Raw genomic sequence first — 24,234 nt, forward strand, 5'->3', positions numbered from 1 at the left:
CGTCCCGGGTTTCCTGAGCCGGGAAGTCACACGGCGGGTCGACGACGTGTCGAACCGACGCCCCTCATCCGGCCGCGGGCTCCCCCCGCCGGACTCCGGTCGCCGCCCTGTCCTGGGCCAACGGATCGGCGAGCCCTCCTGCGTCGTCGAGCCGACCTTGCTCCAACCGAGTCGCTTTCCCAGCGACCGACGGTGCCAGACCGGCGACGACGCGAAGAGCGCTCAATACGTCGTCGGGTCGTACGACCGGTGTTGTCTGCCGCACGACCGTCTCAAGTATCCCATATGGTTCGCTCCCCTTCGGCCAATCGTCCACATGGGCGACGGATGAAGCCGGCTGACTACTCAGAGCGACCATTTCGACCCCGGCGTGCGCCTCAGCGCTGACCAAAGCCGCGCGCGCGTCCAAACTCCTGCGACCGTCCTTGGTCATCCGTTCCACCTCGACGCTGTCCGCGGCCACCAACTTCGAGACCGCGTCCCGCAGTCGACCGACATCGATCCCGCGGATCTCCATGAGCCATCGGCTCGCCTCGAGCCGATCCGCCAACGCACCCGGCGCGGCTTCCACGACTTCGAGCAGGTCGAACCCGACGGGCAACACCGGATCGAGCTCGGCGTGCAGCACCTCGGGGTCCACCCGCTCGACGAGCTGCATCTCCACGTACTCGGCCTCGCTGGCGACCCCCGTCGGCACCGCGCCCGCCCAGGAGACCTTGGGCCGTGGGCTGAACCCCTGCGACTGGGCCATCGGAATCCCAGCACGCCGTAGCGACCGCTCGAACGCCCGAGCGAGGTCGCGATGCGACGTGAACCGCAGCCTACCGCGCTTGGCGTAGCGCACGCGCAGCTTCTGCACCGGCGACGCGGACGGATTGGGGTGATCGTGCCGACTCACCGACGCCCTCCCGAAAACAGGTCGAAACCTCGACCATCCTTGACGATGTGTCTTCTCCGACCAGGCACACTGACACGACCACCCGGTCACCTACCAGTCTGACCCATTGCGGCGCGGACGCCGAACACGGCGGCGAAACTCGCGCGCCACCGGCAGACTCCCCGGTCTGCGTGGTTCGCTGCTCCGCTGGTTCGCTCGACGCCCGCCCACCCGACGCCCGCCACCCGACGCCCGCCGGCCAACGCAGGGTCAGCGCAGCCACTCAGCGCAGCCGGATCAGCGCAGCCACTCAGCGCAGCCACTCAGCGCAGCCGGATCAGCCTTGCGAGAAGGCCGGGTTCTCGACCGGCGATCCCTGGCCGACCGGAGAAATCGGCAGCAACGGCCGCCCGCTCGGGCCCATCTCGATGTCGGTTCCCATCGTGGGGCAGACCCCGCAGTCGAAGCACGGCGTCCACCTGCAGTCGTCCTGCTCTCGGGCCTCCAGCGCGTCCTGCCAGTCGGTCCAGAGCCATTCCTTCTCCAAACCGGAGTCGAGGTGATCCCACGGCAGCACCTCGCCCTCTTCCCGCTCACGAGTGGTGAACCATGCCAGGTCCGCGCCGAGCGCGGGCAGCTCGGCTTCGGCGCACGCCACCCAGCGGTCGTAGGAGAAGTACTCGTTCCAGCCGTCGAAACGGCCGCCTTCCCGCCAGACCCGTTCGATCACCCGGCCGAGCCGGCGGTCACCGCGCGAGAGCAGCCCTTCGACCAGCGAAGGCTTGCCGTCGTGGTAGCGCACACCGATGTTGCGGCCGAGCTTTCGATCCGAATTGATCGAGTGGCGCAGCTTGCGCAATCGCTCGTCGACGGTCTCCGGGTCGCACTGCGGCGCCCACTGGAACGGGGTGTGCGGCTTGGGCACGAATCCGCCGATGGAGATCGTGCACCGGATGTCCTTGCGCCCCGAGACCTCCCGACCCGCGCGGATGACCTCCTTGGCCATCTCCGCGATCTGCAGCACGTCCTCGTCGGTCTCGGTCGGCAGGCCGCACATGAAGTAGAGCTTGACCTGCCGCCAGCCGTTGGCGAACGCCGTCGAGACGGTGCGGATCAGGTCCTGCTCCGACACCATCTTGTTGATCACGCGGCGGATTCGCTCGCTGCCGCCCTCGGGCGCGAAGGTAAGCCCCGAACGCCGCCCGTTCCTGGCGAGTTCGTTGGCCAGGTCGACGTTGAAGGCGTCCACCCGCGTCGACGGCAGCGACAGGCTCGTGTTCGTGCCCTCGTACCGGTCCGCGAGCCCCTTCGTGATCTCGCCGATCTCGGAATGGTCCGCCGAGCTCAACGACAGCAGGCCGACCTCTTCGAAACCGGTGGACTCCAGCCCCTTCTGGACCATCTCTCCGATGCCCTCGGGCGAGCGTTCCCGCACGGGTCGGGTGATCATGCCCGCTTGGCAGAAGCGGCAGCCCCGGGTGCAGCCCCGGAAGATCTCGACGCTCATCCGCTCGTGCACGCTCTCGGCCAACGGCACCAGCGGTTGCTTCGGGTAGGGCCACTCGTCGAGTTCCATCGTGGTGCGCTTGAAGACGCGGTGGGGAACCCGTTCGTGGTTCGACACGACGGCTTCGATGGCACCGTCCGGCAGGTAGCTGACGTCGTAGAACTTCGGGACGTAGACGCCACCGCCCTCGGCGAGCCGCAGCAGCAACTCGTCGCGGCCGCCCGGCTGCCCTTCGTCCTTCCACCGGCGGATCGTCGCGGTGATCTCCAGAACCGATTCCTCACCATCGCCCAGCACCGCGGCGTCGATGAAATCGGCGACCGGTTCCGGGTTGAACGCGGCGTGACCGCCCGCCAAGACGATCGGGTGATCACCAGTGCGGTCGACCGCGTGCAGTGGGATGTCGGCCAGGGACAGTGCGCCGAGCAGGTTGGTGTAGCCGAGCTCGGTGGCGAAGCTGACGCCCAACACATCGAACGCGCCGACGGGACGGTGCGCGTCGATGGTGAACTGCGGGATGTCGTGCTCGCGCATCAACTCCTCGAGATCCGGCCACACCGAGTACGTGCGCTCGGCGAGCACGTCCGGCAACTCGTTGAGGATCTCGTAGAGAATCATGACGCCCTGGTTGGGCAGGCCGACCTCGTAGGCGTCCGGATACATCAGACACCACCGCACGGAGGTTTCGTCCCAGTCCTTCACGGTGGCGTTCTGCTCGCCACCCACGTACTGCACGGGTTTGGAAACGCGCGGAAGCAGCGGTTCCAGCCGGTCGAAAACGGACTCCACACTCACGCTGCCCAGGGTAATGCCAGACTCCCGGCGGTCGCGGACGGGCGGCACCACGGCAGCGGCGCTTGCGGACAGGACCGGGGAACCGGCAACGCAGGTCGGGCGGTCGGACCTGGGCGGACGCGTGGCGGGGTCGGATGTTCGACCCCGCCACGCGTCCGGAGATCGCGTGGTGGTTCCCGTCCGTACCGCTCTTCCCCGTCCGTTCGGCGACAGATCAGAGGTCGCGGGTGAACCAGATCTGGTCCCGGACATCCTCGTCGCCGACGTGCAACGAGTTCGGCCAGCGTCCTCGCTCGACCCACCCGCGGCGGGTGTAGAACGCCTCCAACTGTTGCCCCGATCGGGTGTAGAGGTACAGCTGCGTGATCCCGAGCGCCCTGGCGTGCTCGACCCCTGCGTCGAGCAGGTAGGTGCCGAGCTTGTTGCCCTGCAACTCCGGATCGACCAGCAACCACTCGACCTCGGCGCGGTGTCGCACCACCGGCTGCGCACTCGGACGCAGCACGATCGCCCCGGCCAGCGCGTTCTCCTCGCCCATGATCAGCATGTGGCGGAGCTTCGGTCGAGCGGCGACGTCGTCGACGATCTCCTTCGCCAGGGCACTGATCGTCTCCAACTCGGTGGTCGCCGTGAACCCGGTCGCCCCACCCGACACCGTGACCCTGCCGATGAGGTCGGTCAGCGCGTGCGGCAGATCGTGGTGCGGTTGATCCACTCGGAGTGGACCGCTGATCGCCCCAGGTGTGCTCATCTACCTCAGAGCTCCGGGAACCACAGCTTGATCTCGCGGGCAGCCGACTCGGGCGAGTCGGAGCCGTGCACCAGGTTGTACTGGACCTCCAGCCCGTAGTCACCGCGGATGCTGCCCGCGTCCGCCTTGTCGACCGGGTCGGTCCCGCCCGCGAGCTGGCGGAACGCCGCGATCGCGCGGGGGCCTTCGACGACCGCGGCGATGACCGGTCCCGAAGTGATGAATTCCAGCAGCGAACCGAAGAACGGCTTGCCGTCGTGCTCGGCGTAGTGCTGCTCGGCGAGCTGCTGCTCGACGTGCTTGAGCTCGAGGGCGGCCAGCTTCAGCCCCTTGCTCTCGATCCGGCGGATGACCTCGCCGACCAGTCCGCGCTCGACACCGTCGGGTTTGATCAGGACCAGGGTGCGCTCGCTCACGAGTGGATTCTCCATTCTTGGCAGGTTTGCTGGTGAAACGACGCGGGAGCGGCACGCGTCCGCGCTCGTGTGTGGCCACAGCGTATCGATGCAGGTGCTCCGGGGCGGCCCGGGTCCACTCGGGAACAACCTTCCCACGGTGGCCGGAAACGCTCAGCGGTGTGCGGGTCTTCGACCGGAGCGAGGTGCCCGACTGCTCGCGGAGATCGACCCGCAGCCGGACCGGTGGGCGAACCTCGCCGGGCGCGGACCCTGGTGTAGCCGAAGATCCCGCGATAGCTTCACAGCGGCCACGGGTGGGCGATGTCACGCGCAGCCGTTCACGGACGGCTGGGGCCAGACCGGTCCGACGAGGAGGTCAGCGATGCGCGCTGCGGTGCACACTGCCGTGAACGAGCCGATGCGGATCGAGGAGCTGGCCGAACCCCGCCCCGGCAGCGGTGAGGTCGCCATCGACGTGGCTTCGTGCGGGGTCTGCCACACGGATCTGCACGTGCTCAAGGGTGAACTCCCATTCCCGACGCCCGCCGTGCTCGGCCACGAGGTCGCAGGCACGGTCGCCGAGATCGGTCCCGGAGTGACCGGCTTCTCGGTCGGCGACCCCGTGATCACCAGCTTCATCATGCCCTGCGGGCAATGCGAGCAGTGCAGGCGCGGCAACGAGGAGATCTGCCTCGACTTCTTCGCGTTCAACCGGGGCAAGGGCCAGCTCTACGACGGTCGGACCCGGCTGTTCCGCCCGGACGGCGAACCGGTGTGGATGTACTCGATGGCCGGATTCGCCGAGCGCTCGGTCACCCCCGCGACATCGGTGTACCGGGTTCCCGACGGGGTCGCGTTGCGGGATGTCGCCTCGGTGGGCTGTTCCACGATGACCGCCTACGGGGCACTGCGCCACGCGGCCGACGTGCGGATCGGCGACACCGTCGCGGTGGTGGCTTCCGGCGGGATCGGCAGCGCGCTGATCCAGTTGGCCGCGGTATTCGGCGCCTCGAGGATCGTGGCCGTCGACATCGGTGACGACAAGCTCGAAGCGGCTCGCGAACTCGGAGCCACCCACACCGTCAATTCCGCCGAGGTGGACGCTCCGGAAGCGATCCGGGAGATCACCGGTGGACGTGGTGTGGACGTGGCGTTCGAAGCGCTGGGCAACGTCGGGACGTTCAACGTGGCCCGGGATTCCGTCGTGGAAGGCGGTCAGGTCGTGGTCGTCGGCATCGCCCCGAAGGGTACGAGCGCCGAGTTCGACCTGGCGACCATCGCCCGGCGCAAGCTGCAGATCAAGGGGTCCTACGGCGCCAAACCCAGGCGCGACATGCCGATCTTGCTCGACCTGGTCGCGCGTGGTCTGCTGCGCCCGCAGGAGGCGATCAGCCGCCGCTACCCGTTCGACGAGGTGCAGCCCGCGTACGACGCCCTCCGCCGAGGTGCGACCGTCGGGCGCTCCGTCGTCGACATCGCCTAGTTCGCGCTGCAGTGCCTAGTTCGCGCTGCTGTCCAGTGGGTGACGCCAGCTGAGGCCGGGATAGCGGCCGAAACCCCGGTCCCCCGTAATCCACTCACACCCGTGCTCGATCGCGATAGCGGCAAGATACGCGTCCGGTACCAGGTTGCCTTTGGCATCCGCATTGCGGCACAGGTCGGTGAAGATCTCCCAATGGCGTGGACCAGGTTCGATCGGCACGAAGGCGGGAGCGGTTCTGATCGCGGCAACCGACTCCAACGCCTGCTCGGGTTTGAGCGCCCGCTCGAACACTCTCGGGTTCGTGATGATGCGTAGATACCCGCTGAAGACCAGCGAAGGGATACCCACGGGGGTCGGCCCGTTCAACGCGTTCTCGAACCACTCGGAAACCTCGGGATGCTCGGTCGTCGATGAGTTCATCGCGTTGAGCAGAACGTTGACATCGCAGGCGATCACGACTCCTCCTCCACGAACCGGAGGAGAGCCGCGTTGTCGTTGAGGTCGACGCCGGGTCGCGGGTCACCCAGATCGAACGTCGGCAACCGGAAACGTCCTCTTTCCGGGGTCACATGCTGGTTTCGGCGCAGCTCACCCAGCCGTACGTCCTCCTCGATCAGAGCGCTGACCGTGGTGTGCTCGCGCGCCGCACGCACCTTCAACTGATCGAGCAGTCGATCGTCGATCGAGATCGTCGTCCTCATGCATCACAGCATACGCCCGGGTCATCATGATGCACATCGTTCGACCAGGGGAAACTCCTACTTCGTAACTGTACGACGCGTTCGTTCGCGGAGCTCTCGATTGGCATCAGCGACCGTTCGAGCCACGCCAGCAGAGCCGGGGCGCAGACCGTGGACCTCAATTCGTCTTCTCCGGGGGAAGCCGGGCGGATGGCCGAGCAGGCCGTAGGGGCCGCTTCCCGCATCCGCTCGGCGATTGGGCGCCCTGCGTTCGAGAACGAACCTGGCGTGCGAAAGCGACAGGTCACCGTTTTTGACCCGAATCGGCATCCGCCCTCGGAATTACCGATGCGAGGACGCGAGGTGATGGGAACCGGCCACTATGTTCTCCGGCACCCCAACACGTCTCAGTCCGTCTTCTCCGGGGGGTAGCCCGGCGGATGACCGAGCTGGTCGTAGAGGCGCCCTTCCCGCATCCGCTTGGCGATGTCCGTGCGGAGGTAGAGCATGTAGCCCCAGATCGCCGCGAACACCAGTCCCATGACGCCGATGCCGGGGTGCACAATCCAGCATCCGACCGCCATCACCTGCAGCGCGAGCGCGAACCCGAGCCCCCAGGACTTGCGCTGCACGAATCCCGCGACCAGCATCAGCACGGCCAGCACACCGACCACGACGAAACCCGCGCTGGAAACCCCCGCGCCGAGCTGCCACACCACCGGCAGCGCCAGTGCGAACACGATGAACTCCATGACCAACGTGCCCGCCATGATGCCGCGCAAGCCCTTCCACGGGTCGCGCACGTTCTCCGGCGGTGTGGGCAGTCCCCGGTCTCGGTCGTGGTCGTTCACGCGGGCTCCTTGCCGAACAGTGCTCGTCCCTCGCCGGCGGTGACGACGGATCCGGTGATGACCACACCGCCGCCCGACACCGATTCTCCGGGTTCGTCGGTCTCCTCGGCCATGCCGATCGCGGTCTCCACGGCATCGTCGAGCCGGGGCTCGACAACGATCCGGTCCGGCCCGAAGATGTCCTTGGCCACCGCGGCCAAGGCGTCCGGGTCCATCGCGCGGGGGGAGGCGTTCCTCGTCAGGACCACCTCTTCCACCACCGGCTCCAGCTCTTGGAGGATGCCGCTCGCGTCCTTGTCACCCAGCACGCTGACCACCGCGACCAGCCTGCGGAACGAGAACTCGGAGTTCAACGCCGATGCCAGCGCCCGCGCTCCGTGCGGGTTGTGCGCGGCGTCGACCAGGACCGCCGGAGCGGCGCGCACCCGCTCCATGCGGCCGGGAGTGATCACACCGGCGAACGCCTCGCGCACCGAATCGACATCGAGTTGCTGGTCGGCCCCGGCACCGAAGAACGCTTCGACCGTCGCCAACGCCACCGCGGCGTTGCGCGCCTGGTGCTCGCCGTGCAGCGGCAGGAAGACCTCGTCGTAGACCCCGCCCAGACCCTGAATCCGCAGCATCTGGCCGCCGACCGCCACACTGCGACCCAGTACTCCGAACTCCTGCCCCTCGCGAGCCACGGTCGCCTCGACCTCGGCAACGCGTTCCATGACCGCCTGCTGTGCCTCCGGCGGCTGCGAAGCCAGGACCACAACCGATTCGGGCTTGATGACGCCCGCCTTCTCCTTGGCGATGCCGTAGAGATCGGTACCCAGGAATTCGGCGTGGTCGTAGGAGATCGGGCAGAGCACGGCGATCTTGCCGTCCGCCACGTTGGTGGCGTCCCAGCTGCCGCCAAGACCGACCTCGACCACCGCGGCCTCGACCGGCGCGTCGGCGAAGGCCGCGAACGCCATCGCGGTCAACACCTCGAACTTGCTCATCGCGATGTCCTGCCGGGAGTCGACCAGCGACACGTAGGGCGCGATGTCCCGGTACGCCTCGACGTAACCCTCCGGGCTGATCGGCCCGCCGTCGATGCTGATGCGCTCGGTCGCCAGCTGCAGGTGCGGGCTCGTGTACCGGCCCACGCGCAGGCCGATCCGGCCCAGCAGCGCGTCGATCATCCGGGACGTGGACGACTTGCCGTTTGTACCGGCGACGTGCACCACCGGGTAGGTGTTCTGCGGCTCGGCCAGCAGCTCGGTGATCGCCCGAATCCGGTCGAGCGATGGTTCGATCTTGGTTTCCGGCCAGCGCTCATTGAGCTCGGCCTCCACCACGCGCAGCTCCTGCAACGCGGTCGGCTCGATGCCGGACATCCCCACTCCCCTGCGCACGACGGCGTATTCCGAGGTCACAGTCTACGTTCGCGCTCCGGCCACGTTCCGGCGGGCCGGGGGCGCCGACCGGGCAGACTGTCGGCCTCGAACGCTAGCCTCGCGCGGTGGCAGAACCGATCGAAGACACGAGCTTCAAAGGCGAGGACTGGTACGCCGAGGAGCTGGCCCAGCTCCAGTACACCCGGTGCGAGTTCGGCAGCATCGACCTGTCCGAGTCGTCGAGCCAGGGGACCCGGTTCGACGAGTGCACGTTCACCGATGTGCGTTTCAACGTGTCCAGGCACGCCGACTCCGCCTTCACCAACTGCACGTTCCGGAACTGCAACTTCTTCGACGCGGAGTTCTCCGGGTGCAAGCTCACCGGCAGCACGTTCCGGAACTGCGCGCTGCGGCCGATCCGGGTGACCGGTGGTGACTGGTCGTTCGTGGGGCTGGCGGGAACCGACCTCCGCCAGAGCACGTTCCGGGGCGTCCGGTTGCGGGAAGCCGACCTCACCGGCGCGAACTGCGCGGACACCACCTTCGCCGAAACCGACCTCAGTGGTGCTCAACTCGACCGGTGCGGCTTCTCCCGCAGCGATCTGCGCGGAAGCGACCTCAGCGCGCTGGATCCTTCCCGCGCGGAGCTGTCCGGAGCGGTCATCACCACCGACCAGGCCGCGGTGCTGGCCCGGGCAATGGGACTCCAGGTGCTCTGAACGGTGGCTCCGGGTGTGCCGGTTCCTCGAAATCGACACACCCGGGCCGGAAGGTCAGCCCTGCGGCAGGGCTTCCAGACGAGCGGTGATGCGTTCGATGTCGGCCTTCGCCGTCTCGCGGCGCACCTTGATCTTGTCCACTACCTCTGCCGGGGCCTTGTCGGTGAACGAGGGATTGTCGAGCTTCTTCCCGGTGCTCGAGAGCTCCTTCTCCGCGGCGGCGAGGTCCTTGGTGAGCCGGTTGCGCTCGGCTGCGACGTCGATCGCGCCCGAAAGGTCGAGCTCGACCGTCACGGCCCCCGACGGCAGACCGACCTCGATGGACGCCGACGAGGTGAAGTCGTTCCCCGGCTCGGTGGTCTTGGCCAACGCGCGAACGGCGGGAACGTGCTCGCCCAACCCGAGTTCGTCGACGCCGGTGAGCTTGGCCGCGACCTTCTGCCCCGGCTTGAGTCCCTGATCGGAGCGGAAGCGCCGCACCTCGGTGATCAGCTTCTGGGTGGCGGCGACCCGCTGTGCGGCATCCTCGTCTGGCGTGGCGCCGACCGAAGACGGCCAGTCCGCGATCACCACGGATTCCCTGCCGGTCAGCGTCGTCCACAGCAGCTCGGTGACGAACGGGATGGTGGGGTGCAGCAGTCGCAGCAGCACGTCGAGGACGTGGCCGAGCACCTCGCGGGTGCGCTCGGCGGCCTCTCCCCCGGCGTCCAACCGGACCTTGGAAAGCTCCACGTACCAGTCGCAGAACTCGTCCCAGGTGAAGTGGTAGAGCGCTTCGGTGGCCTTGGCGAACTGGAAGTCCTCCATCAGCTCGTCCACTTCGGACACCAGCTGGTCGGTGCGGCCGAGGATCCAGCGATCGGCGTCGGTGAGTTCCGACCGGTCGGCAAGCTCCTCCGGCACCCGCGCACCGTTCATCATCGCGAACTTGGTGGCGTTGAACAGCTTGGTGCAGAAGCTGCGCGAACCGGCGACCCATTCCTCGCTGATCGGCGAGTCGGCGCCGGGGTTGGCCCCGCGTGCGAGCGTGAACCGCAACGCGTCGGTGCCGTAGTTGTCCATCCACTCCAGCGGGTCGACGGTGTTGCCCGCGGACTTGGACATCTTCTTGCCGTGTGCGTCCCGCACCATGCCGTGCAGCGCGATCACCTTGAACGGCTCGACGCCGTCCATCGCGTACAGGCCGAACATCATCATCCGGGCGACCCAGAAGAACAGGATGTCGTAGCCGGTAACCAGGACGCTGGTCGGGTAGAACTTGCTCAGATCGGCGGTCTCGTCCGGCCAGCCCATCGTGGAGAACGGCCACAACCCGGAGGAGAACCAGGTGTCGAGTACGTCCTCGTCCTGGCGCCAACCCTCGCCGGTCGGCGGTTCCTCGTCCGGTCCCAGGCACACGATCTCGCCGTTGGGGCCATACCAGATCGGGATGCGGTGACCCCACCACAGCTGCCGCGAGATCGCCCAGTCGTGCAGGTTGTCGATCCAGTCGAAGTAGCGCTTGGACATCTCCGGCGGGTGAACCGCGACGCGGCCGTCCCGAACGGCGTCGCCGGCTTCCTTGGCCAGCGGGCCCACCTTGACGAACCACTGCAGCGACAGGCGCGGCTCGATCGGCTCCTTGGAGCGCGAGCTGTGCCCCACGCTGTGCACGTAGGGGCGTTTCTCGGCGACGATGCGGTCCTGCGCGCGCAGCGCCTCGCGGACGGCTTCCCGCGCCTCGAAGCGGTCCATGCCGTCGAACTCGGTACCGGTGTGGGCGATGCGTGCCTGCTCGTCCATGATCGTCGGCATCGGCAGCTCGTGCCGCTTGCCGATCTCGAAGTCGTTCGGGTCGTGGGCCGGGGTGACCTTGACCGCGCCGCTGCCGAACTCCGGGTCCACGTGGGAATCCGCGACGATCGGGATCTTGCGGCCGGTGAGCGGGAGTTCGATCTCGGTGCCGACCAGGTTCCGGTAGCGGTCGTCGTCCGGGTGCACCGCGATGGCGGTGTCACCGAGCATCGTCTCGACCCGCGTGGTGGCCACGACGATCTCGGCGTCCCCGTCGCCGTAGCGCATGGAGACGAGTTCGCCCTCGACCTCCTTGTGCTCGACCTCGATGTCGGAGATCGCCGAGCGCATCTGCGGCGACCAGTTGACCAGCTGCTCCGCCTGGTAGATGAGGCCGTCGTCGAAGAGCTTCTTGAAGATCGTCTGCACCGCGCGGGACAGCCCGTCGTCCATGGTGAACCGCTCGCGGGTCCAGTCGACGCTGTCGCCGAGCCTGCACATCTGGGACAGGATCGCGCCGCCGTGCTCGCGCTTCCACTCCCAGGTCCGCTCCAGGAAACCCTCGCGACCGAGTTCCCGGTGGTCGATGCCCTCTTCGCGGAGCTGCTTCTCCACCTGGGCCTGTACCGCGATGCTCGCGTGGTCCATGCCGGGCAGCCACAGGGCCTCGTAGCCCTGCATCCGGCGACGCCGGGTGAGGACGTCCATCAGGGTGTGCTCGAAGGCGTGCCCGATGTGCAGGCTGCCGGTCACGTTCGGCGGCGGGATGACCATCGAGAACGGCGGCTTGTCGCTGTGCGGGTCGGCCGTGAAGTACTCGGCTGCTACCCAGCGCTCGTACAGCTCGGCCTCTACGTCGGCCGGGTTCCAGGTCGACGGGAGTTCACGGGGCTGGGAGGCGTGGGTCTGTGTCACGCGTCGGATTCTACGAGCCGCCTCCGACGCGGTTCGCGGGGAGTTCAGGCCGATGCGCGCTGGACCGGAGTTCACGCTCCCGGGTGCGCCGTCGGGAGCCCGAACGATTCCGCCGCCGCCAGAAGCCGCTTGTCGTAGGTCACGAACGACTCGAGTCGGGGACCGAAGACGGCTGAGGCTGTCGCCAGGTGAATCGCATCGAGCGAACGCAGGTACGGATCCTGATACTCGGCAGCTGTGGAACGCACGAGGTCGTCCATCTCGTAGACGGCGAGTCGCCGCAGCACCGCCGGGACCGACCCGAGCAGTTCCGGTTCGCTGCGCTGGAGGGCTCTCGGAACCTCGACTTCCACCAGTGTGGATGCGACCAGTGGCTGTCCGGCGCGCTCGTCGAGCCAGGAGACCAGCGCATCCGTGGCCGCCTCGCGACGCACCAGTTTGATCAGTGCGGCGGTGTCCAGGTAGATCATCAGTAACGCTCCTCGTCTCGCATCTCGCTGACGAGTTCGCCACTCTCGTGATCCACGCGGATCGGCCCCTTCGGCCGAGGCATCGGCACGTCGAGAACGGGCAGCCGCAGCTTGCCACTTGCTGCGATCTCGGAGAGCGGATTCGATCCAGCAGGCACCAGGCGGGCTACCACCGTTCCGCGCTCTGTCACGTCGATCTCTTCGCCGCGCTTGACTCGAGCGAGGACGCTCGCGGTCTCTTGGTTGAGGAGTCGAACCGGTACTTCACTCATGTGCCTCATAGTACTACACTTCGGTCAGACAAATGGGTGCTTTTCGGGATACGTGAGTTCGGACGCCGAATGGCGACCTGCCCGGCCGCGTCAAACGCGTGGCGTCATTCCGACCACAGGTGCGCGCCCACTCGCGCTAGGCGCAGCTTGCGCGCCTCGTAGTCGGGAACCGCTCGGGCGACCGCGACCCAGAACGCGGGCGGGTGATTCGGGTCTTCCAAGTGAGCGAGCTCGTGCGCGATCACGTAGTGGATCAAGCTGGGCGGCAGCTGCATCGTGGCCCAGTGCAGGTTCAGCCGCGCACCCTTGCCCAGCGACCCTCACCGGTATCCCAGATCTCGCACTTCCAGAGTGTCGACCGGCGTACGCATGCGCTGTGACCAGACCGCGACATGCCCGGGAAGCCTTTTCAGGACGCCCGACCACACGGACCGGCACGTACCGTGATCGGGCGACTACACACGCCGTCCACCCGTGCGCATCGAGATGATTCTTCGGGGCCCGGGCTATTGTTCGGGAGTCGATCGGGCGCATCATTCGACGTATGTCGCGTGAAGCTCCGAAGCAGGACATCGACGAAACCGCCATCGAGATCGGTGAACGCGGCACGTCCGCGGCCGGGTTGAAAGGCGTGGCGGTTTCGCTGCAACGCAGCTACGAGCAGATGGGCGCGCTCCGAACCGCGAAGACGCTGCCGCTGCTCAATCAGCGTTCCGGCTTCGACTGCCCGGGCTGCGCGTGGCCCGACCCGCGAGAGGCCGAGGGCGACAAGCGCAAGGCCGCCGAGTTCTGCGAGAACGGCGCGAAGGCCGTCGCGGAAGAAGCCACCACCCGGCTGGTCGGGCCCGACTTCTTCGCCGAGCACTCGGTGGCCGACCTCGCCACGAAGACCGACTACTGGCTGGGCCAGCAGGGCAGGCTCACCCATCCGATGATCCTCCGCGACGGCGACACCCACTACAGGCCGATCGAGTGGGACGAGGCCTTCCGCGAGATCGCCGCGAAGCTGCGGGAGCTACCCGGCCCCGACGCCGCCGCCTTCTACACCTCGGGGCGCACGAGCAACGAGGCCGCGTTCCTCTACCAGCTGCTGGTGCGATCCTTCGGCACCAACAACCTCCCGGACTGCTCCAACATGTGCCACGAGTCGTCCGGCTCGGCGCTGAGCGAAACCATCGGTGTCGGCAAGGGCTCGGTCTCGCTGTCCGATGTGGAAGCCGCCGACCTGGTGCTCGTCGTCGGGCAGAACCCCGGCACCAACCACCCGCGGATGCTGTCGTCGCTGGAGAAGGTCAAGCAGCGCGGCGGCCGGATCATCGCGATCAATCCGCTGCCCGAGACAGGTCTGATGCGGTTCAGCAACCCGCAGAACGTGCGGGGCCTGGTCGGCGAGGGAACACCGCTGGCCGACGAGTTCGCGCAGATCCGCATCGGCGGCGACCTCGCGTTGTTCAAGGCGCTGGCAGCGCTGCTGCTCGAGGCCGAGCGGGAGAATCCCGGAACGGTGCTCGACCGGGAGTTCGTGGACGCCTTCACCTACGGGTTCGAGGAGTTCGCGCAGCAGGCGAGCAGGATCGAGTGGACCGAGGTGGAGGAGGCGACCGGGCTGGAGCGCGACCAGATCCGCCGGATCGCCGAGATGCTGATCTCCTCGGAACGCACGGTCGCCTGCTGGGCCATGGGGTTGACCCAGCACAAGCAGGCGGTCGCCACGATCCGCGAGGTCGTCAACGTGCTGCTGCTTCGCGGCATGATCGGCAAGCCGGGCGCGGGGGTGTGCCCGGTGCGCGGCCACTCCAACGTGCAAGGCGACCGCACCATGGGCATCTGGGAGAAGATGCCGGAAAGCTTCCTCGCCGCGCTCGAGAACGAGTTCGCCATCCCGGTACCGCGCGCGGAGGGGCTGGACACCGTGGACACGCTCCGCGCCATGAAGTCCGGGCAGGTGAAGGCTCTCCTCGCGATGGGCGGCAACTTCGTCGCCGCCACTCCGGACACCGAAGCCACCGAGCAGGCCCTTCGCGGCTGCGACCTGACGGTTCAGGTGTCGACGAAGTTGAACCGCTCGCACACCACCACCGGACGCACCGCGCTCATCCTGCCCACCCTCGGCCGCACCGAACGCGACGTGCAGGAGTCGGGGCCGCAGTTCGTCACCGTCGAGGATTCGATGTCGGTCGTGCACGCCTCGCGGGGACGGCTCAAGCCCGCGTCGTCGTGCCTGCTCTCGGAGGTCGCCATCACCTCCCGCCTGGCCAGGGAGCTGCTCGGCCCGGAGCACCCCGTCCGGTGGGAGGAGTTCGAGCGGGACTACGACAAGGTGCGGGAGCACATCGGTCGGGTCGTGCCCGGCTGCGGCGACTACAACAGCCTCGTCCGGCGACCGGACGGGTTCGTGCTGCCGAACGGCCCGCGTGACAGCCGCACCTTCACCACCACCACCGGCAAGGCGAACTTCACCGTCAACGTGCCCGAACCCATCCACGTGCCGGAGGGGCGACTGCTGCTGCAGACCCTGCGCAGCCACGACCAGTACAACACCACGATCTACGGGCTCTCGGACCGCTATCGAGGGGTGGAGAACGGCCGCCGCGTGGTGCTGATCAATCCGGTCGACATCGCCTCCCACGGGTTGATCGACGGTGACCTGGTCGATCTGATCTCGGAGTGGCGGGACGACGACAGCGTCGTGGAGGAACGGCGGGCCGAGCGGTTCCGCGTGGTCTCCTACCCGACCGCCAAGGGCTGCGCGGCCGCCTACTATCCGGAGGCCAACCCGTTGGTGCCGCTGAACTCGGTAGCCGACAAATCCAACACCCCGGTCTCCAAGGCCATCGTCATCCGCATGGAGCGAGCGCAGAGCTGAGGGGCGGTCTCCTCACGACGCGGCGCGCGTCACTCGCATTGCCAGAGGAAACGCCCCTGACCGGTCTTCTCGTCGATGAAGGCGTAGCCGATCCCCGCGTCGCCGAAGTTCACGTCGAAGGGCAGGTCGTCGTCGGTGCTGTCGAGCTGCAGCACGAACTGCCAGGTTCCCGGCTCGTCGGGGACCTCCTCGGCCTGCAGCCAGCGCGGGGCGCCCCAGAGTCGGCTGGCGAAGTCATCCACGTCGTCCTCGCCCGACGTTTCGGGGTGCGGTGACAGTTCGACGGTGTGATCCGGCCCGAACGTGGGCCCCTTGCGGATCCCGGCCACCTGGTAACAGTCGGCGGGCGCACCTGGCTGTGTGAAGAAGGCGTTCTCACCTCCTCGCGATTCGAAGGTGTCCACACCGCCGTCCTCGTCGAAGTCCTCGGTGATGAAGAGGTAGGCCAGGCGGATCTCCTTACCCGGCATGCGGATCTGCCCGAGGAAGCGCATCGGCCTGCCGAGTTCGGCCGAAAGCGGCCACGCCGGCTCGTCGATCCAGACCGGCTGGCCGCCGAACTTGGTAATCGGCTCGTGGATCGGATCGACTGCCTCGACGAACCGGAGGTCCTGCCGGACCGGGATGGTGCTGGTGGTGGTCATCGCTGTCCTCACTGGTGTTCCGACGGTCACCAGACGATATCCGCCCGCTCCAGCACGCGGGGCTTTCCGCCGCCGCGAACCGGCGCGCATCCTGTCGTTCCGCATCGTCAACGGATTCGATCGGACCGACCGGTCAGTCGGCCATCCTGCACCGCGGTCAGCCGGATTCGGTCTTGCTCACCGTCGATGCCGTGGCCCGGTGCGCGATTCAGCGCCGCCCGGCCGGTGGCGCGATGGGTTCACCGGCCAGCAGGTCCATCAGCAGCCCGTCGTGCCAACGGCCGGGCGGGATAACCACCCTTGACTTCGAGCATGCTCGAACTTCTACGGTCGACCGTGAAGCGTTCGCTCCAGTATTCGACGAGGAGGCGAGACCATGTCCGTGCAGCTCAACCACACCGTCGTCCACAGCCGGGACAAGCAGGCCGGTGCCAAGTTCCTCACCGAAGTGCTGGGACTGCCCGAGGCCGAAGACGCCAGCCCCTTCCTGGCGGTACAGGTAGCCAACAACGTCACCCTCGACTACCTGGACACCGACCGGATCGTCCCCCAGCACTACGCCTTCGAAATCAGCGAGCCGGAGTTCGACGAGGTCCTGGCCCGCGTCCGTCAACGGGGCATGACCTACTGGGCAGATCCTTACCACCAGCGGCCCGGCGAGATCAACGACCTCAACGGCGGACGCGGGTTCTACTTCGACGACCCCGACGGCCACAACCTGGAAGTCCTCACGAAACCCTGAGGCCGGCTCCTCCAACCAGGGGGAGTTGGAGGAGCCCCACCTCAGCCCGTGAACAGCAGAGTGGCCTTGCGAACCAGTTCGAACACACCATAGGCGAAGGGCAGCACGACCCACGCCCACACCGCGAACATCAATACCGTGCGGTTCATCAACGCTCACCTCCCGCCAACACCGGCCCCTGCTCGGGCTCGTGGTACTTCGAGTTCACCGGCCGGACCAACTCGTTCGCCACGAAACCGACGACCAGAAGCCCGATCATGATGGACAGCGACATCGCGTACAGGCCCGGCCCGGAAGCACCGGCCGCCTCCTGCGAATCCGCGACCGCGTTGACGATCAACGGGCCGAACACCCCGGCGGCCGACCACGCGGTGAGCAGGCGTCCGTGGATCGCACCCACCTGGTACGTACCGAAGAGGTCTTTCAGGTATGCCGGAATGGTGGCGAAACCGCCACCGTAGAACGAGAGGATCAGCATCGCGGCCGCGACGAAAACCGGTAGCCCCGAACCCCCGAACAACAGGATCACCAGGTACAGCAGCGCACCGCCGCCCAGGTAGAGCCGATAAATGTTCTTGCGCCCGACTATGTCCGATGTGGACGACCAGATGAAGCGGCCCGCCATGTTCGTCAGCGACAGCAGCGCGACGAAGCCCGCGGCGGAACCCGCGGCGATCGGGGTGGAACTCGACGCGAAGAAGTCCACGATCATCGGTGCGGCCTTCTCCAGGATTCCGATCCCGGCCGTGACATTGCAGCACAGAACCAGCCACAGCAGCCAGAACTGCGGGGTGCGCAACGCGTTGCGCGCCGAGACGTCGGCGGTGGAGATCATCTGACCGGACGACGGAGCGGCGGGTTCCCAACCCCGAGGTTTCCACCCCTCCGCGGGAACGCGCACCAACACCACACCCAGCGACATGAACACGGCATAGACCAGCCCGTGCACCAGGAACGTCGAGGCGATACCGGATTTGTCGGCTCCGAAGGAATCGAGCATCTGCGCCGACCACGGTGACGCGATCAGCGCACCACCGCCGAAGCCCATGATGGCGATTCCGGTGGCCATGCCCGGACGGTCCGGGAACCACTTCATCAGAGTCGATACCGGGGATATATAGCCGATGCCCAATCCGACGCCGCCGACAACGCCGTACCCCAGCACCACCATCCAGTACTGCCCCCACGCGACCCCTGCGGCGGAAAGCAGAAAACCAGCCGAGAAGCACACGGTCGAGACCGCCATCGCCCAGCGGGGGCCATTTCGCTCCACGAGCGTTCCCCCGAACGCCGCGGACAGCCCGAGCATCACGATGCCGAGCTGGAACGGCAGTGCACTGGCCGTACCGGACAAACCCAGCTCGGACTCCAGCGGTGGTTTGAACACGCTCCAGGCGTAGACCTGCCCGATCGACAGGTGCACCGCGAGCGCGGCAGGAGGTACCAGCCAACGATTCCAATCCATCGGTGCGACGATGCGCGAAGGAGCGAGGAAACCTGCCGCCATGGGGGCCTCCGGCCGGTTGATCCGATCGAACTCGAACGATCGGGGAGCATACTGGCGAAAGTCCCTCATGAGGAGAGGGTCCTGACGAGGAGGTGCGATGGGACGGGTCACCGCTCGACGGCCGGTGCTGCACGTCGCGGACGGAAAAGTCCGCACCCGGCCGGACACGCTGGCCGCCGAGGAGCCGCTGGAGATCCGGACGAACGGCCGCCCGCTTTCGGTAACCATGCGCACGCCGGGCAACGACATCGAACTCGCGCACGGCTTCCTGCTCACCGAGAGCGTCATCGCCGGGAAGGACGACGTGGGCACCGCGCGGTTCTGCGACAGCCCGGGGCCGGACGGGCGCAATACCTACAACGTTCTCGACGTCCGGCTGGCCTCCGGTGTCGCACCGCCGGATGCCACGGTGGAACGCAATTTCTACACCACCTCGTCCTGCGGTGTCTGCGGGAAGGCCGCCCTCGACTCGGTGCGCCTGAGCAGCAAGCACTCCCCCACCGCAGATCCGCTGACCATCGAGGTGGACACGCTCACCGAACTCCCCGAACGGCTCCGCGAAGCACAACGGGTGTTCGACCGGACGGGTGGATTGCATGCCGCCGGCCTCTTCGATTCCGGTGGCCGATTGCTCGTGGCCCGCGAGGACGTCGGGCGACACAACGCCGTGGACAAGGCGCTCGGGTGGGCACTGCTGGAAAACCGCGTTCCGCTGTCCGGCTGCACGCTGATGGTTTCGGGGCGCGCGTCGTTCGAGCTGGTCCAGAAAGCCGCGATGGCCGGAGTTCCGCTGCTCAGCGCGGTATCCGCACCTTCCTCGCTGGCGGTCGAACTGGCCGAGGAACAGGGCATCACCCTGGTCGGATTCCTCCGGGGACGTTCGATGAACGTCTACACCAGGTCCGACCGGATCGCGATCCCCGCGACTGACACTTCGGGCCACTAGCAAGTGGCCGAGTCGGGGACAAGCACAAAACGGACCCGACCTGACCCACATCCGAACACGGACGACCGGCTTGCGACCATGGAGTCTCGCCAGAATCCGTCGTCTCGGAGGTGCCGTGGAGCGCGCAGGTTACCCGGTGAGCCGGCGCACGGCACTCACGTTCGGTTTCACGGGTCTCGCCGCCGCGAGTCTCGGATTGACCGGTGACGCGACCAGCACCACCCAGGACGCCGACCCCGTTCCGTTCGGCAACCTGCCGAACGTTTCGATCGAGCGGGTCCACTCGCAAGCCCGCAACCGGGAGGTCGACCTCCTCACCATCTACCCGGAGGGCATTCCGCGCGAGGGCCTTCCGGTGTGCCTGGTGCTGCACGGCAGGTACGGGGACGCGCGGAACTCCGCCGCGGGCCTGCCCGCCTGGTTGTCCGCCGCCGTCGCGCGCGGCGCGGTCCCGCCGTTCGCTTTGCTGGCCGTCGACGGTGGCAGCAACAGCTACTGGCACCGGGTCGAGGGCGATGACCCCATGTGGATGCTGATCGACGAGGTCCCGCGCTGGCTGGGCGAACGCGGACTCGGCGGGGAGGACGGCCAGCCGTTCGGCGTGTGCGGGATTTCGATGGGCGGCTTCGGCGCGCTCGTCTACACCCGCCGCCGGAACGAGCACCGAATTCCGCTGCGGTCCACGGCCGTGGTCTCCCCCGCGCTGGTGACCGACTGGTCGACCATGCGCAAGCGCGGGGCCTTCGCGAACGAAGCGGACTGGGCCGAACTGGATCCGCTGCGGCACGTGGGGGCGCTAGGCGACGTCCCGCTCGGCGTCTGGTGCGGCACGTCCGACCGGTTCATCAAGGGGGCGCGTCGCTTCATCGACCTCGCCAATCCCGAGGTCGCTTCCACGACGCCCGGTGGGCACAACAGCCGCTACTACCGCAAGGCGCTGCCCGAGATGATCCGGTTCGTCGGCGACAAGGTGCCCGACAGCCCCGCAGAGACCAGGTAGCCGTTCACACCAGGCGCAGCTTCTCCACCGAGTACCCGGCCGTGTAAGGCTCGCCGTCGAACCGGTCCGACAGCGGAACGGAGCCGTACATGGCCCACCGCGACACGGCGGGCCATGGGCCGTACCCGGCTGCGGTGTCGAGATGCGCGCCGTCGAGGATGACGTCGAGTTCGATCTGCAGCTCGTCGGCGAGCGCGTGCGCCGCGTGCATCGGCAGCTCGGGATCACCGGTGCCCGCGACCATCCTGGTCACCGCGCCCGCTCGACGCAGCGACATCGGATCCAGCGGGTACGGGGTCGGTCCGCCGATCGCCGCATCGGGCCCTCGCGGGTCCGGCGGTGCCACCAGCAGGACCCGATCGGCGCGGCGTGCATCGTCCGCGATCGTCGCCGCGTGGTGCAGCCACAGCGCCGCACCGGTGGAATGAGTCGCGACCACGAGTTCGGCCGTGGACGGAGCCGCCTCGATCCAGTGTCTCAGCCGGTCGAGCGGACCCTCCGGTGACCGCCGTTGCGTTTCGGCCATAGACGGCATCCTCACCTCGACGCCGTCGCCCGGGAGCTGGGACGTGAGCCAGTGTTGCCAGTGCCAGGGCCCCGCCCCTGCCGTTACGCCTTGCACCAGCAAGACATGAATGCCACTCACCACGACGCTCCCGGACTCGATGGATCAACTGAACTTATGATCATCTATCCGCGGTCGAGGCGCATGGTCAGGCTCCGTTCGGCCGGGCGGGGCCGGGACATCCGGATCAAGCCGACTTGTCGCGGCGTTCCCGTCGATTCGCCTGCCGCGCGACGATCGTCGGGTTCACATTCTCCCGGACCGTCTGCTCGGTGATGACCACCTTCGCCACATCCGAACGACCGGGGATGTCGTACATCACCGGAAGCAGGACCTCTTCCAGGATCGCTCGCAGTCCACGAGCACCCGTACCGCGCAGGATCGCCTGGTCGGCGATGGCCTCCAGCGCCGCCTGGGTGAACTCCAGCTCGACGTTGTCCATCTCGAACAGGCGCTTGTACTGCTTGATCAGCGCGTTGCGAGGTTCGGTGAGGATCTGCACCAGCGAAGGCTTGTCCAGGTTCGTGACGCTGGCGACCGTGGGAAGACGACCGATGAACTCCGGAATGAGGCCGTACTTGATCAGGTCCTCGGGCATGACGTCGCTGAAGTGCTCGGCCGAGTCCGCGTCGCTCTTCGAGCGCAGATCGGCTCCGAAGCCGACGCTGTGCTTGCCGACGCGTTCCTCGACGATGTTCTCCAGGCCTGCGAAGGCACCCGCGACGACGAACAGGACGTTCGTCGTGTCGATCTGGATGAATTCCTGGTGCGGATGCTTGCGGCCGCCTTGCGGAGGCACGCTCGCCGTGGTGCCCTCCAAGATCTTCAGCAGTGCCTGCTGCACGCCCTCACCCGAGACATCCCTGGTGATCGACGGATTTTCACTCTTCCGAGCGATTTTGTCGACCTCGTCGATGTAGATGATGCCCGTCTCGGCGCGCTTCACGTCGTAGTCAGCGGCCTGGATGAGCTTGAGCAGGATGTTCTCGACGTCCTCACCGACGTACCCGGCCTCGGTCAGCGCGGTGGCGTCGGCGATCGCGAACGGCACGTTGAGCATCTTCGCGAGCGTCTGCGCGAGGTAGGTCTTGCCGCAGCCGGTCGGGCCCAGCATGAGGATGTTGGACTTCGCCAGCTCGACGTTCTCCTCGCGGCTGTCCCGCGTGGTAGTGCGCTCACCAGCCTGGATGCGCTTGTAATGGTTGTACACCGCGACCGAGAGGTTCCGCTTTGCCGAGCCCTGACCGATCACGTACTGGTCCAGGAACTCGTGGATCTCCGCGGGCTTGGGCAGCTCGTCGAGCTTGACCTCTCCCGCTTCGGCGAGCTCCTCCTCGATGATCTCGTTGCAGAGATCGATGCACTCATCGCAGATGTACACGCCGGGGCCGGCGATGAGTTTTTTGACCTGCTTCTGGCTCTTCCCGCAGAAGGAACACTTCAGCAGGTCGCCGCCGTCACCGATACGTGCCATGACCGCTGACCCCGTCCCCTCCGGCACGCCATTGAGAAACGCGCCTGAACCGTATGTGCCTCTTCGACGGTACCTGTCATTCCCCGTCTTCGGGGAGACTCACAGTGTCCGCCACCCTCCGAGAACGGCGGAAGTCCCGCCGCACCCGGGCGTGTCGCAGTGGGCAACGCCACTTCCGGCCACGCGGTGGCCCTCCGGACGACCGGATCGAGCGCGGTAGCAGCCGGCGCTGCCGGCCGGTGAATAGATCTCCACCCGCCGGCAGCCGACGGCCGTCCGCGCAGAAAACCACGCCCCTGGCTTCAGGAAGACTGCTGCGAAAGCTTCCGGTACGGCATGACCTCGTCGATGATGCCGTATTCCAGGGCCTGATCGGCAGTCAGGATCTTGTCGCGCTCGATGTCCTCGCGGATCTGTTCCTGCGGCCGGTTCGTGTGCGTGGCCAGCGTGGTCTCCAGCAGCTCCCGCATCCGCTGCACCTCGTTGGCCTGGATCTCCAGGTCGGAAACCTGGCCGTAAATGCCCTCGGTCGCCGGCTGGTGGATCAGCACCCGCGAGTTCGGCAGCGCCAGGCGCTTGCCCTTGGTGCCCGCCGCCAGCAGTACGGCCGCAGCCGAAGCGGCCTGACCCAGGCAGACCGTGCGCACGTCCGGGCGCACGTACTGGATCGTGTCGTAGATGGCCATCAACGCGGTGAACGAACCACCGGGAGAGTTGATGTAAATCTGAATCTCGCGGTCCGGATCATCGGACTCGAGGAACAACAGCTGCGCCATCACGTCGTTGGCCGACACGTCGTCGACCTGGACGCCGAGGAAGACGATCCGTTCCTCGAACAGCTTGTTGTACGGGTTGGACTCCTTGACCCCGTACGCGGTGCGCTCGACGAACGAGGGCAGCATGTACCGGGACTGCATAGGCTGGAATGAGCTCACGTGAGTGACTCCTCGTGACTAGGTCCGTCGCGCTTTCAGCTGCTCGGCAGGTTGGCTCGGTTGGCGAGGTGGTCCACGAATCCGTACTCGCGCGCCTCATCGGCCGTGAACCAGCGGTCGCGGTCCGAGTCGGCGATGATCTTCTCGACGGTCTGACCGGTCTGCGCCGCGATCAGCTCGGCCATCTCCCGCTTGTGCTTGGAGAAGACCTCCGACTGGATCTTGATGTCCGATGCCGTACCGCCCAGTCCGGCCGACGGCTGGTGCATCATGACCCGCGCGTGCGGCAGCGCGAAACGCTTGCCCTTGGCACCTGCCGAGAGCAGGAACTGACCCATCGAAGCCGCGAAGCCCATGGCAACCGTCGCCACGTCGGGCTTGATCAGCTGCATGGTGTCGTAGATCGCCATGCCGGCGGTGACCGAACCGCCGGGCGAGTTGATGTAGAGCGAGATGTCCCGCTCCGGGTCCTCGGCCGCCAACAGGATCAGCTGGGAGCAGATCTGGTTGGCGATCGTGTCCTCGACCTGGGAGCCGAGAAGGATGATGCGCTCCCGCAGCAACCGCTCGTACACCGAGTCGTTGAGCGAGAGTCCGTTCGTCGACCGCATTTGCGGCGACTGCGCGTCGGACGCCGGGTGAGTCAGGTGTTGCGTCACGTCTCCCTGCCTTCTCCCACAGTGGGCCTCTTCCACGATCT

Annotated in this window: 25 protein-coding genes; 6 read left to right on the forward strand and 19 right to left on the reverse strand. The window is 67.1% G+C overall.

Annotated features, from left to right (window positions below):
* Positions 1-64 precede the first annotated feature (64 nt).
* From ACYVAN_RS21355 to ndk, 4 genes are all read right to left on the reverse strand, one after another.
* Positions 65-898 carry a TIGR03936 family radical SAM-associated protein gene (locus ACYVAN_RS21355; protein ID WP_460962366.1) on the reverse strand — a complete coding sequence of 278 codons (834 nt, stop codon included), beginning with the start codon at positions 896-898 and terminating at the stop codon, positions 65-67.
* Positions 899-1,214: 316 nt separating this feature from the next.
* The gene (locus ACYVAN_RS21360; protein ID WP_460962368.1) at positions 1,215-3,179 is read right to left on the reverse strand and encodes a TIGR03960 family B12-binding radical SAM protein; all 1,965 of its coding nucleotides are present in this window, start codon (positions 3,177-3,179) and stop codon (positions 1,215-1,217) included.
* 214 nt (positions 3,180-3,393) lie between these two features.
* Positions 3,394-3,930: a GNAT family N-acetyltransferase gene (locus ACYVAN_RS21365; protein WP_460962370.1), complete on the reverse strand. Its 537-nt coding sequence runs from the start codon at positions 3,928-3,930 to the stop codon at positions 3,394-3,396.
* A 5-nt stretch (positions 3,931-3,935) separates the two neighbouring features.
* A complete protein-coding gene (ndk, locus tag ACYVAN_RS21370; RefSeq protein WP_460962371.1) occupies positions 3,936-4,346 on the reverse strand; it encodes a nucleoside-diphosphate kinase in 411 nt (136 codons plus the stop codon).
* 364 nt (positions 4,347-4,710) lie between these two features.
* Between ndk and ACYVAN_RS21375 the strand changes: the two genes are divergently transcribed.
* Positions 4,711-5,811 carry a zinc-binding dehydrogenase gene (locus ACYVAN_RS21375; RefSeq protein WP_460962373.1) on the forward strand — a complete coding sequence of 367 codons (1,101 nt, stop codon included), beginning with the start codon at positions 4,711-4,713 and terminating at the stop codon, positions 5,809-5,811.
* Positions 5,812-5,826: 15 nt separating this feature from the next.
* Here the strand turns inward: ACYVAN_RS21375 and ACYVAN_RS21380 are convergent, their stop codons facing one another.
* The 4 genes from ACYVAN_RS21380 to folC all read right to left on the reverse strand — a co-directional run bounded on the left by ACYVAN_RS21380 (position 5,827) and on the right by folC (position 8,706).
* Complete coding sequence (locus tag ACYVAN_RS21380; protein WP_460962375.1) at positions 5,827-6,267, reverse strand: TA system VapC family ribonuclease toxin; 441 nt, start codon at positions 6,265-6,267, stop codon at positions 5,827-5,829.
* On the reverse strand, positions 6,264-6,512 hold the full coding sequence (locus tag ACYVAN_RS21385) for a ribbon-helix-helix protein, CopG family (RefSeq protein ID WP_460962377.1): 249 nt from the start codon (positions 6,510-6,512) through the stop codon (positions 6,264-6,266). Before ACYVAN_RS21385 ends, ACYVAN_RS21380 begins: the two co-directional genes overlap by 4 nt.
* 386 nt (positions 6,513-6,898) lie before the next feature.
* Positions 6,899-7,342 carry a DUF4233 domain-containing protein gene (locus ACYVAN_RS21390; protein ID WP_460962379.1) on the reverse strand — a complete coding sequence of 148 codons (444 nt, stop codon included), beginning with the start codon at positions 7,340-7,342 and terminating at the stop codon, positions 6,899-6,901.
* Positions 7,339-8,706 (reverse strand): bifunctional tetrahydrofolate synthase/dihydrofolate synthase, encoded by a 1,368-nt coding sequence (gene folC / locus ACYVAN_RS21395; RefSeq protein WP_460962381.1) that lies wholly within the window; start codon positions 8,704-8,706, stop codon positions 7,339-7,341. Before folC ends, ACYVAN_RS21390 begins: the two co-directional genes overlap by 4 nt.
* Positions 8,707-8,831: 125 nt before the next feature.
* Here folC and ACYVAN_RS21400 point away from each other — a divergent pair, with 125 nt between their 5' ends.
* The gene (locus ACYVAN_RS21400) at positions 8,832-9,425 is read left to right on the forward strand and encodes a pentapeptide repeat-containing protein (protein WP_460962383.1); all 594 of its coding nucleotides are present in this window, start codon (positions 8,832-8,834) and stop codon (positions 9,423-9,425) included.
* A gap of 54 nt (positions 9,426-9,479) precedes the next feature.
* Here ACYVAN_RS21400 and ACYVAN_RS21405 read toward each other — a convergent pair whose 3' ends face one another.
* The 4 genes from ACYVAN_RS21405 to ACYVAN_RS21420 form a co-directional block, all read right to left on the reverse strand.
* Positions 9,480-12,113, reverse strand: coding sequence for a valine--tRNA ligase (locus ACYVAN_RS21405; protein WP_460962385.1), 2,634 nt, complete (start codon positions 12,111-12,113; stop codon positions 9,480-9,482).
* Positions 12,114-12,184: 71 nt separating this feature from the next.
* Positions 12,185-12,583 carry a type II toxin-antitoxin system VapC family toxin gene (locus ACYVAN_RS21410; RefSeq protein ID WP_460962387.1) on the reverse strand — a complete coding sequence of 133 codons (399 nt, stop codon included), beginning with the start codon at positions 12,581-12,583 and terminating at the stop codon, positions 12,185-12,187.
* Positions 12,583-12,855 carry a type II toxin-antitoxin system Phd/YefM family antitoxin gene (locus ACYVAN_RS21415; protein ID WP_460962389.1) on the reverse strand — a complete coding sequence of 91 codons (273 nt, stop codon included), beginning with the start codon at positions 12,853-12,855 and terminating at the stop codon, positions 12,583-12,585. Before ACYVAN_RS21415 ends, ACYVAN_RS21410 begins: the two co-directional genes overlap by 1 nt.
* A 104-nt stretch (positions 12,856-12,959) precedes the next feature.
* Positions 12,960-13,169: a M48 metallopeptidase family protein gene (locus ACYVAN_RS21420; RefSeq protein ID WP_460962588.1), complete on the reverse strand. Its 210-nt coding sequence runs from the start codon at positions 13,167-13,169 to the stop codon at positions 12,960-12,962.
* Positions 13,170-13,399: 230 nt separating this feature from the next.
* On the opposite strand from ACYVAN_RS21420, the gene ACYVAN_RS21425 reads away from it, so the two are divergent.
* Positions 13,400-15,721 (forward strand): FdhF/YdeP family oxidoreductase, encoded by a 2,322-nt coding sequence (locus ACYVAN_RS21425; RefSeq protein WP_460962391.1) that lies wholly within the window; start codon positions 13,400-13,402, stop codon positions 15,719-15,721.
* A gap of 29 nt (positions 15,722-15,750) precedes the next feature.
* On the opposite strand, the gene ACYVAN_RS21430 is transcribed toward ACYVAN_RS21425, so the two are convergent.
* Positions 15,751-16,365 (reverse strand): YwqG family protein, encoded by a 615-nt coding sequence (locus ACYVAN_RS21430; protein WP_460962393.1) that lies wholly within the window; start codon positions 16,363-16,365, stop codon positions 15,751-15,753.
* A 376-nt stretch (positions 16,366-16,741) separates the two neighbouring features.
* Here ACYVAN_RS21430 and ACYVAN_RS21435 point away from each other — a divergent pair, with 376 nt between their 5' ends.
* Positions 16,742-17,107 carry a VOC family protein gene (locus tag ACYVAN_RS21435; RefSeq protein ID WP_460962395.1) on the forward strand — a complete coding sequence of 122 codons (366 nt, stop codon included), beginning with the start codon at positions 16,742-16,744 and terminating at the stop codon, positions 17,105-17,107.
* A gap of 41 nt (positions 17,108-17,148) precedes the next feature.
* Here the strand turns inward: ACYVAN_RS21435 and ACYVAN_RS21440 are convergent, their stop codons facing one another.
* Together ACYVAN_RS21440 and ACYVAN_RS21445 are read right to left on the reverse strand one after the other, a co-directional pair.
* Complete coding sequence (locus ACYVAN_RS21440; RefSeq protein WP_460962397.1) at positions 17,149-17,256, reverse strand: MFS transporter small subunit; 108 nt, start codon at positions 17,254-17,256, stop codon at positions 17,149-17,151.
* A complete protein-coding gene (locus tag ACYVAN_RS21445; protein WP_460962399.1) occupies positions 17,256-18,572 on the reverse strand; it encodes an L-lactate MFS transporter in 1,317 nt (438 codons plus the stop codon). The genes ACYVAN_RS21440 and ACYVAN_RS21445 overlap by 1 nt, the downstream gene beginning before the upstream one ends.
* A gap of 139 nt (positions 18,573-18,711) precedes the next feature.
* Here ACYVAN_RS21445 and fdhD point away from each other — a divergent pair, with 139 nt between their 5' ends.
* Entirely contained in the window at positions 18,712-19,560 is an 849-nt protein-coding gene (gene fdhD, locus ACYVAN_RS21450; RefSeq protein WP_460962401.1) for a formate dehydrogenase accessory sulfurtransferase FdhD, read from the forward strand.
* A 136-nt stretch (positions 19,561-19,696) separates the two neighbouring features.
* Positions 19,697-20,560 carry an alpha/beta hydrolase gene (locus tag ACYVAN_RS21455; protein WP_460962403.1) on the forward strand — a complete coding sequence of 288 codons (864 nt, stop codon included), beginning with the start codon at positions 19,697-19,699 and terminating at the stop codon, positions 20,558-20,560.
* Positions 20,561-20,564: 4 nt separating this feature from the next.
* On the opposite strand, the gene ACYVAN_RS21460 is transcribed toward ACYVAN_RS21455, so the two are convergent.
* The 4 genes from ACYVAN_RS21460 to ACYVAN_RS21475 all read right to left on the reverse strand — a co-directional run bounded on the left by ACYVAN_RS21460 (position 20,565) and on the right by ACYVAN_RS21475 (position 24,193).
* Positions 20,565-21,209, reverse strand: coding sequence for an RBBP9/YdeN family alpha/beta hydrolase (locus ACYVAN_RS21460; RefSeq protein ID WP_460962405.1), 645 nt, complete (start codon positions 21,207-21,209; stop codon positions 20,565-20,567).
* 103 nt (positions 21,210-21,312) lie between these two features.
* Complete coding sequence (clpX, locus tag ACYVAN_RS21465; protein WP_460962407.1) at positions 21,313-22,599, reverse strand: ATP-dependent Clp protease ATP-binding subunit ClpX; 1,287 nt, start codon at positions 22,597-22,599, stop codon at positions 21,313-21,315.
* Positions 22,600-22,901: 302 nt separating this feature from the next.
* Positions 22,902-23,534 (reverse strand): ATP-dependent Clp protease proteolytic subunit, encoded by a 633-nt coding sequence (locus tag ACYVAN_RS21470; protein WP_460962408.1) that lies wholly within the window; start codon positions 23,532-23,534, stop codon positions 22,902-22,904.
* A gap of 35 nt (positions 23,535-23,569) precedes the next feature.
* Complete coding sequence (locus tag ACYVAN_RS21475) at positions 23,570-24,193, reverse strand: ATP-dependent Clp protease proteolytic subunit (RefSeq protein ID WP_460962410.1); 624 nt, start codon at positions 24,191-24,193, stop codon at positions 23,570-23,572.
* Positions 24,194-24,234: the final 41 nt, after the last annotated feature.

Source organism: Parasphingorhabdus pacifica, from assembly GCF_054779195.1.

Excerpts from the sequence above, each read along its gene's own strand:
- ACYVAN_RS21365 (WP_460962370.1), bottom strand. The coding sequence starts at position 3,930 with ATGAGCACACCTGGGGCGATCAGCGGTCCACTCCGAGTGGATCAACCG.
- fdhD (WP_460962401.1), top strand. The coding sequence starts at position 18,712 with ATGGGACGGGTCACCGCTCGACGGCCGGTGCTGCACGTCGCGGACGGA.
- folC (WP_460962381.1), bottom strand. The coding sequence starts at position 8,706 with ATGTCCGGCATCGAGCCGACCGCGTTGCAGGAGCTGCGCGTGGTGGAG.
- ACYVAN_RS21385 (WP_460962377.1), bottom strand. The coding sequence starts at position 6,512 with ATGAGGACGACGATCTCGATCGACGATCGACTGCTCGATCAGTTGAAG.
- ACYVAN_RS21445 (WP_460962399.1), bottom strand. The coding sequence starts at position 18,572 with ATGGATTGGAATCGTTGGCTGGTACCTCCTGCCGCGCTCGCGGTGCAC.
- ACYVAN_RS21440 (WP_460962397.1), bottom strand. The coding sequence starts at position 17,256 with ATGAACCGCACGGTATTGATGTTCGCGGTGTGGGCGTGGGTCGTGCTG.
- ACYVAN_RS21415 (WP_460962389.1), bottom strand. The coding sequence starts at position 12,855 with ATGAGTGAAGTACCGGTTCGACTCCTCAACCAAGAGACCGCGAGCGTC.
- ACYVAN_RS21375 (WP_460962373.1), top strand. The coding sequence starts at position 4,711 with ATGCGCGCTGCGGTGCACACTGCCGTGAACGAGCCGATGCGGATCGAG.
- clpX (WP_460962407.1), bottom strand. The coding sequence starts at position 22,599 with ATGGCACGTATCGGTGACGGCGGCGACCTGCTGAAGTGTTCCTTCTGC.
- ACYVAN_RS21430 (WP_460962393.1), bottom strand. The coding sequence starts at position 16,365 with ATGACCACCACCAGCACCATCCCGGTCCGGCAGGACCTCCGGTTCGTC.
- ACYVAN_RS21425 (WP_460962391.1), top strand. The coding sequence starts at position 13,400 with ATGTCGCGTGAAGCTCCGAAGCAGGACATCGACGAAACCGCCATCGAG.
- ACYVAN_RS21410 (WP_460962387.1), bottom strand. The coding sequence starts at position 12,583 with ATGATCTACCTGGACACCGCCGCACTGATCAAACTGGTGCGTCGCGAG.
- ACYVAN_RS21435 (WP_460962395.1), top strand. The coding sequence starts at position 16,742 with ATGTCCGTGCAGCTCAACCACACCGTCGTCCACAGCCGGGACAAGCAG.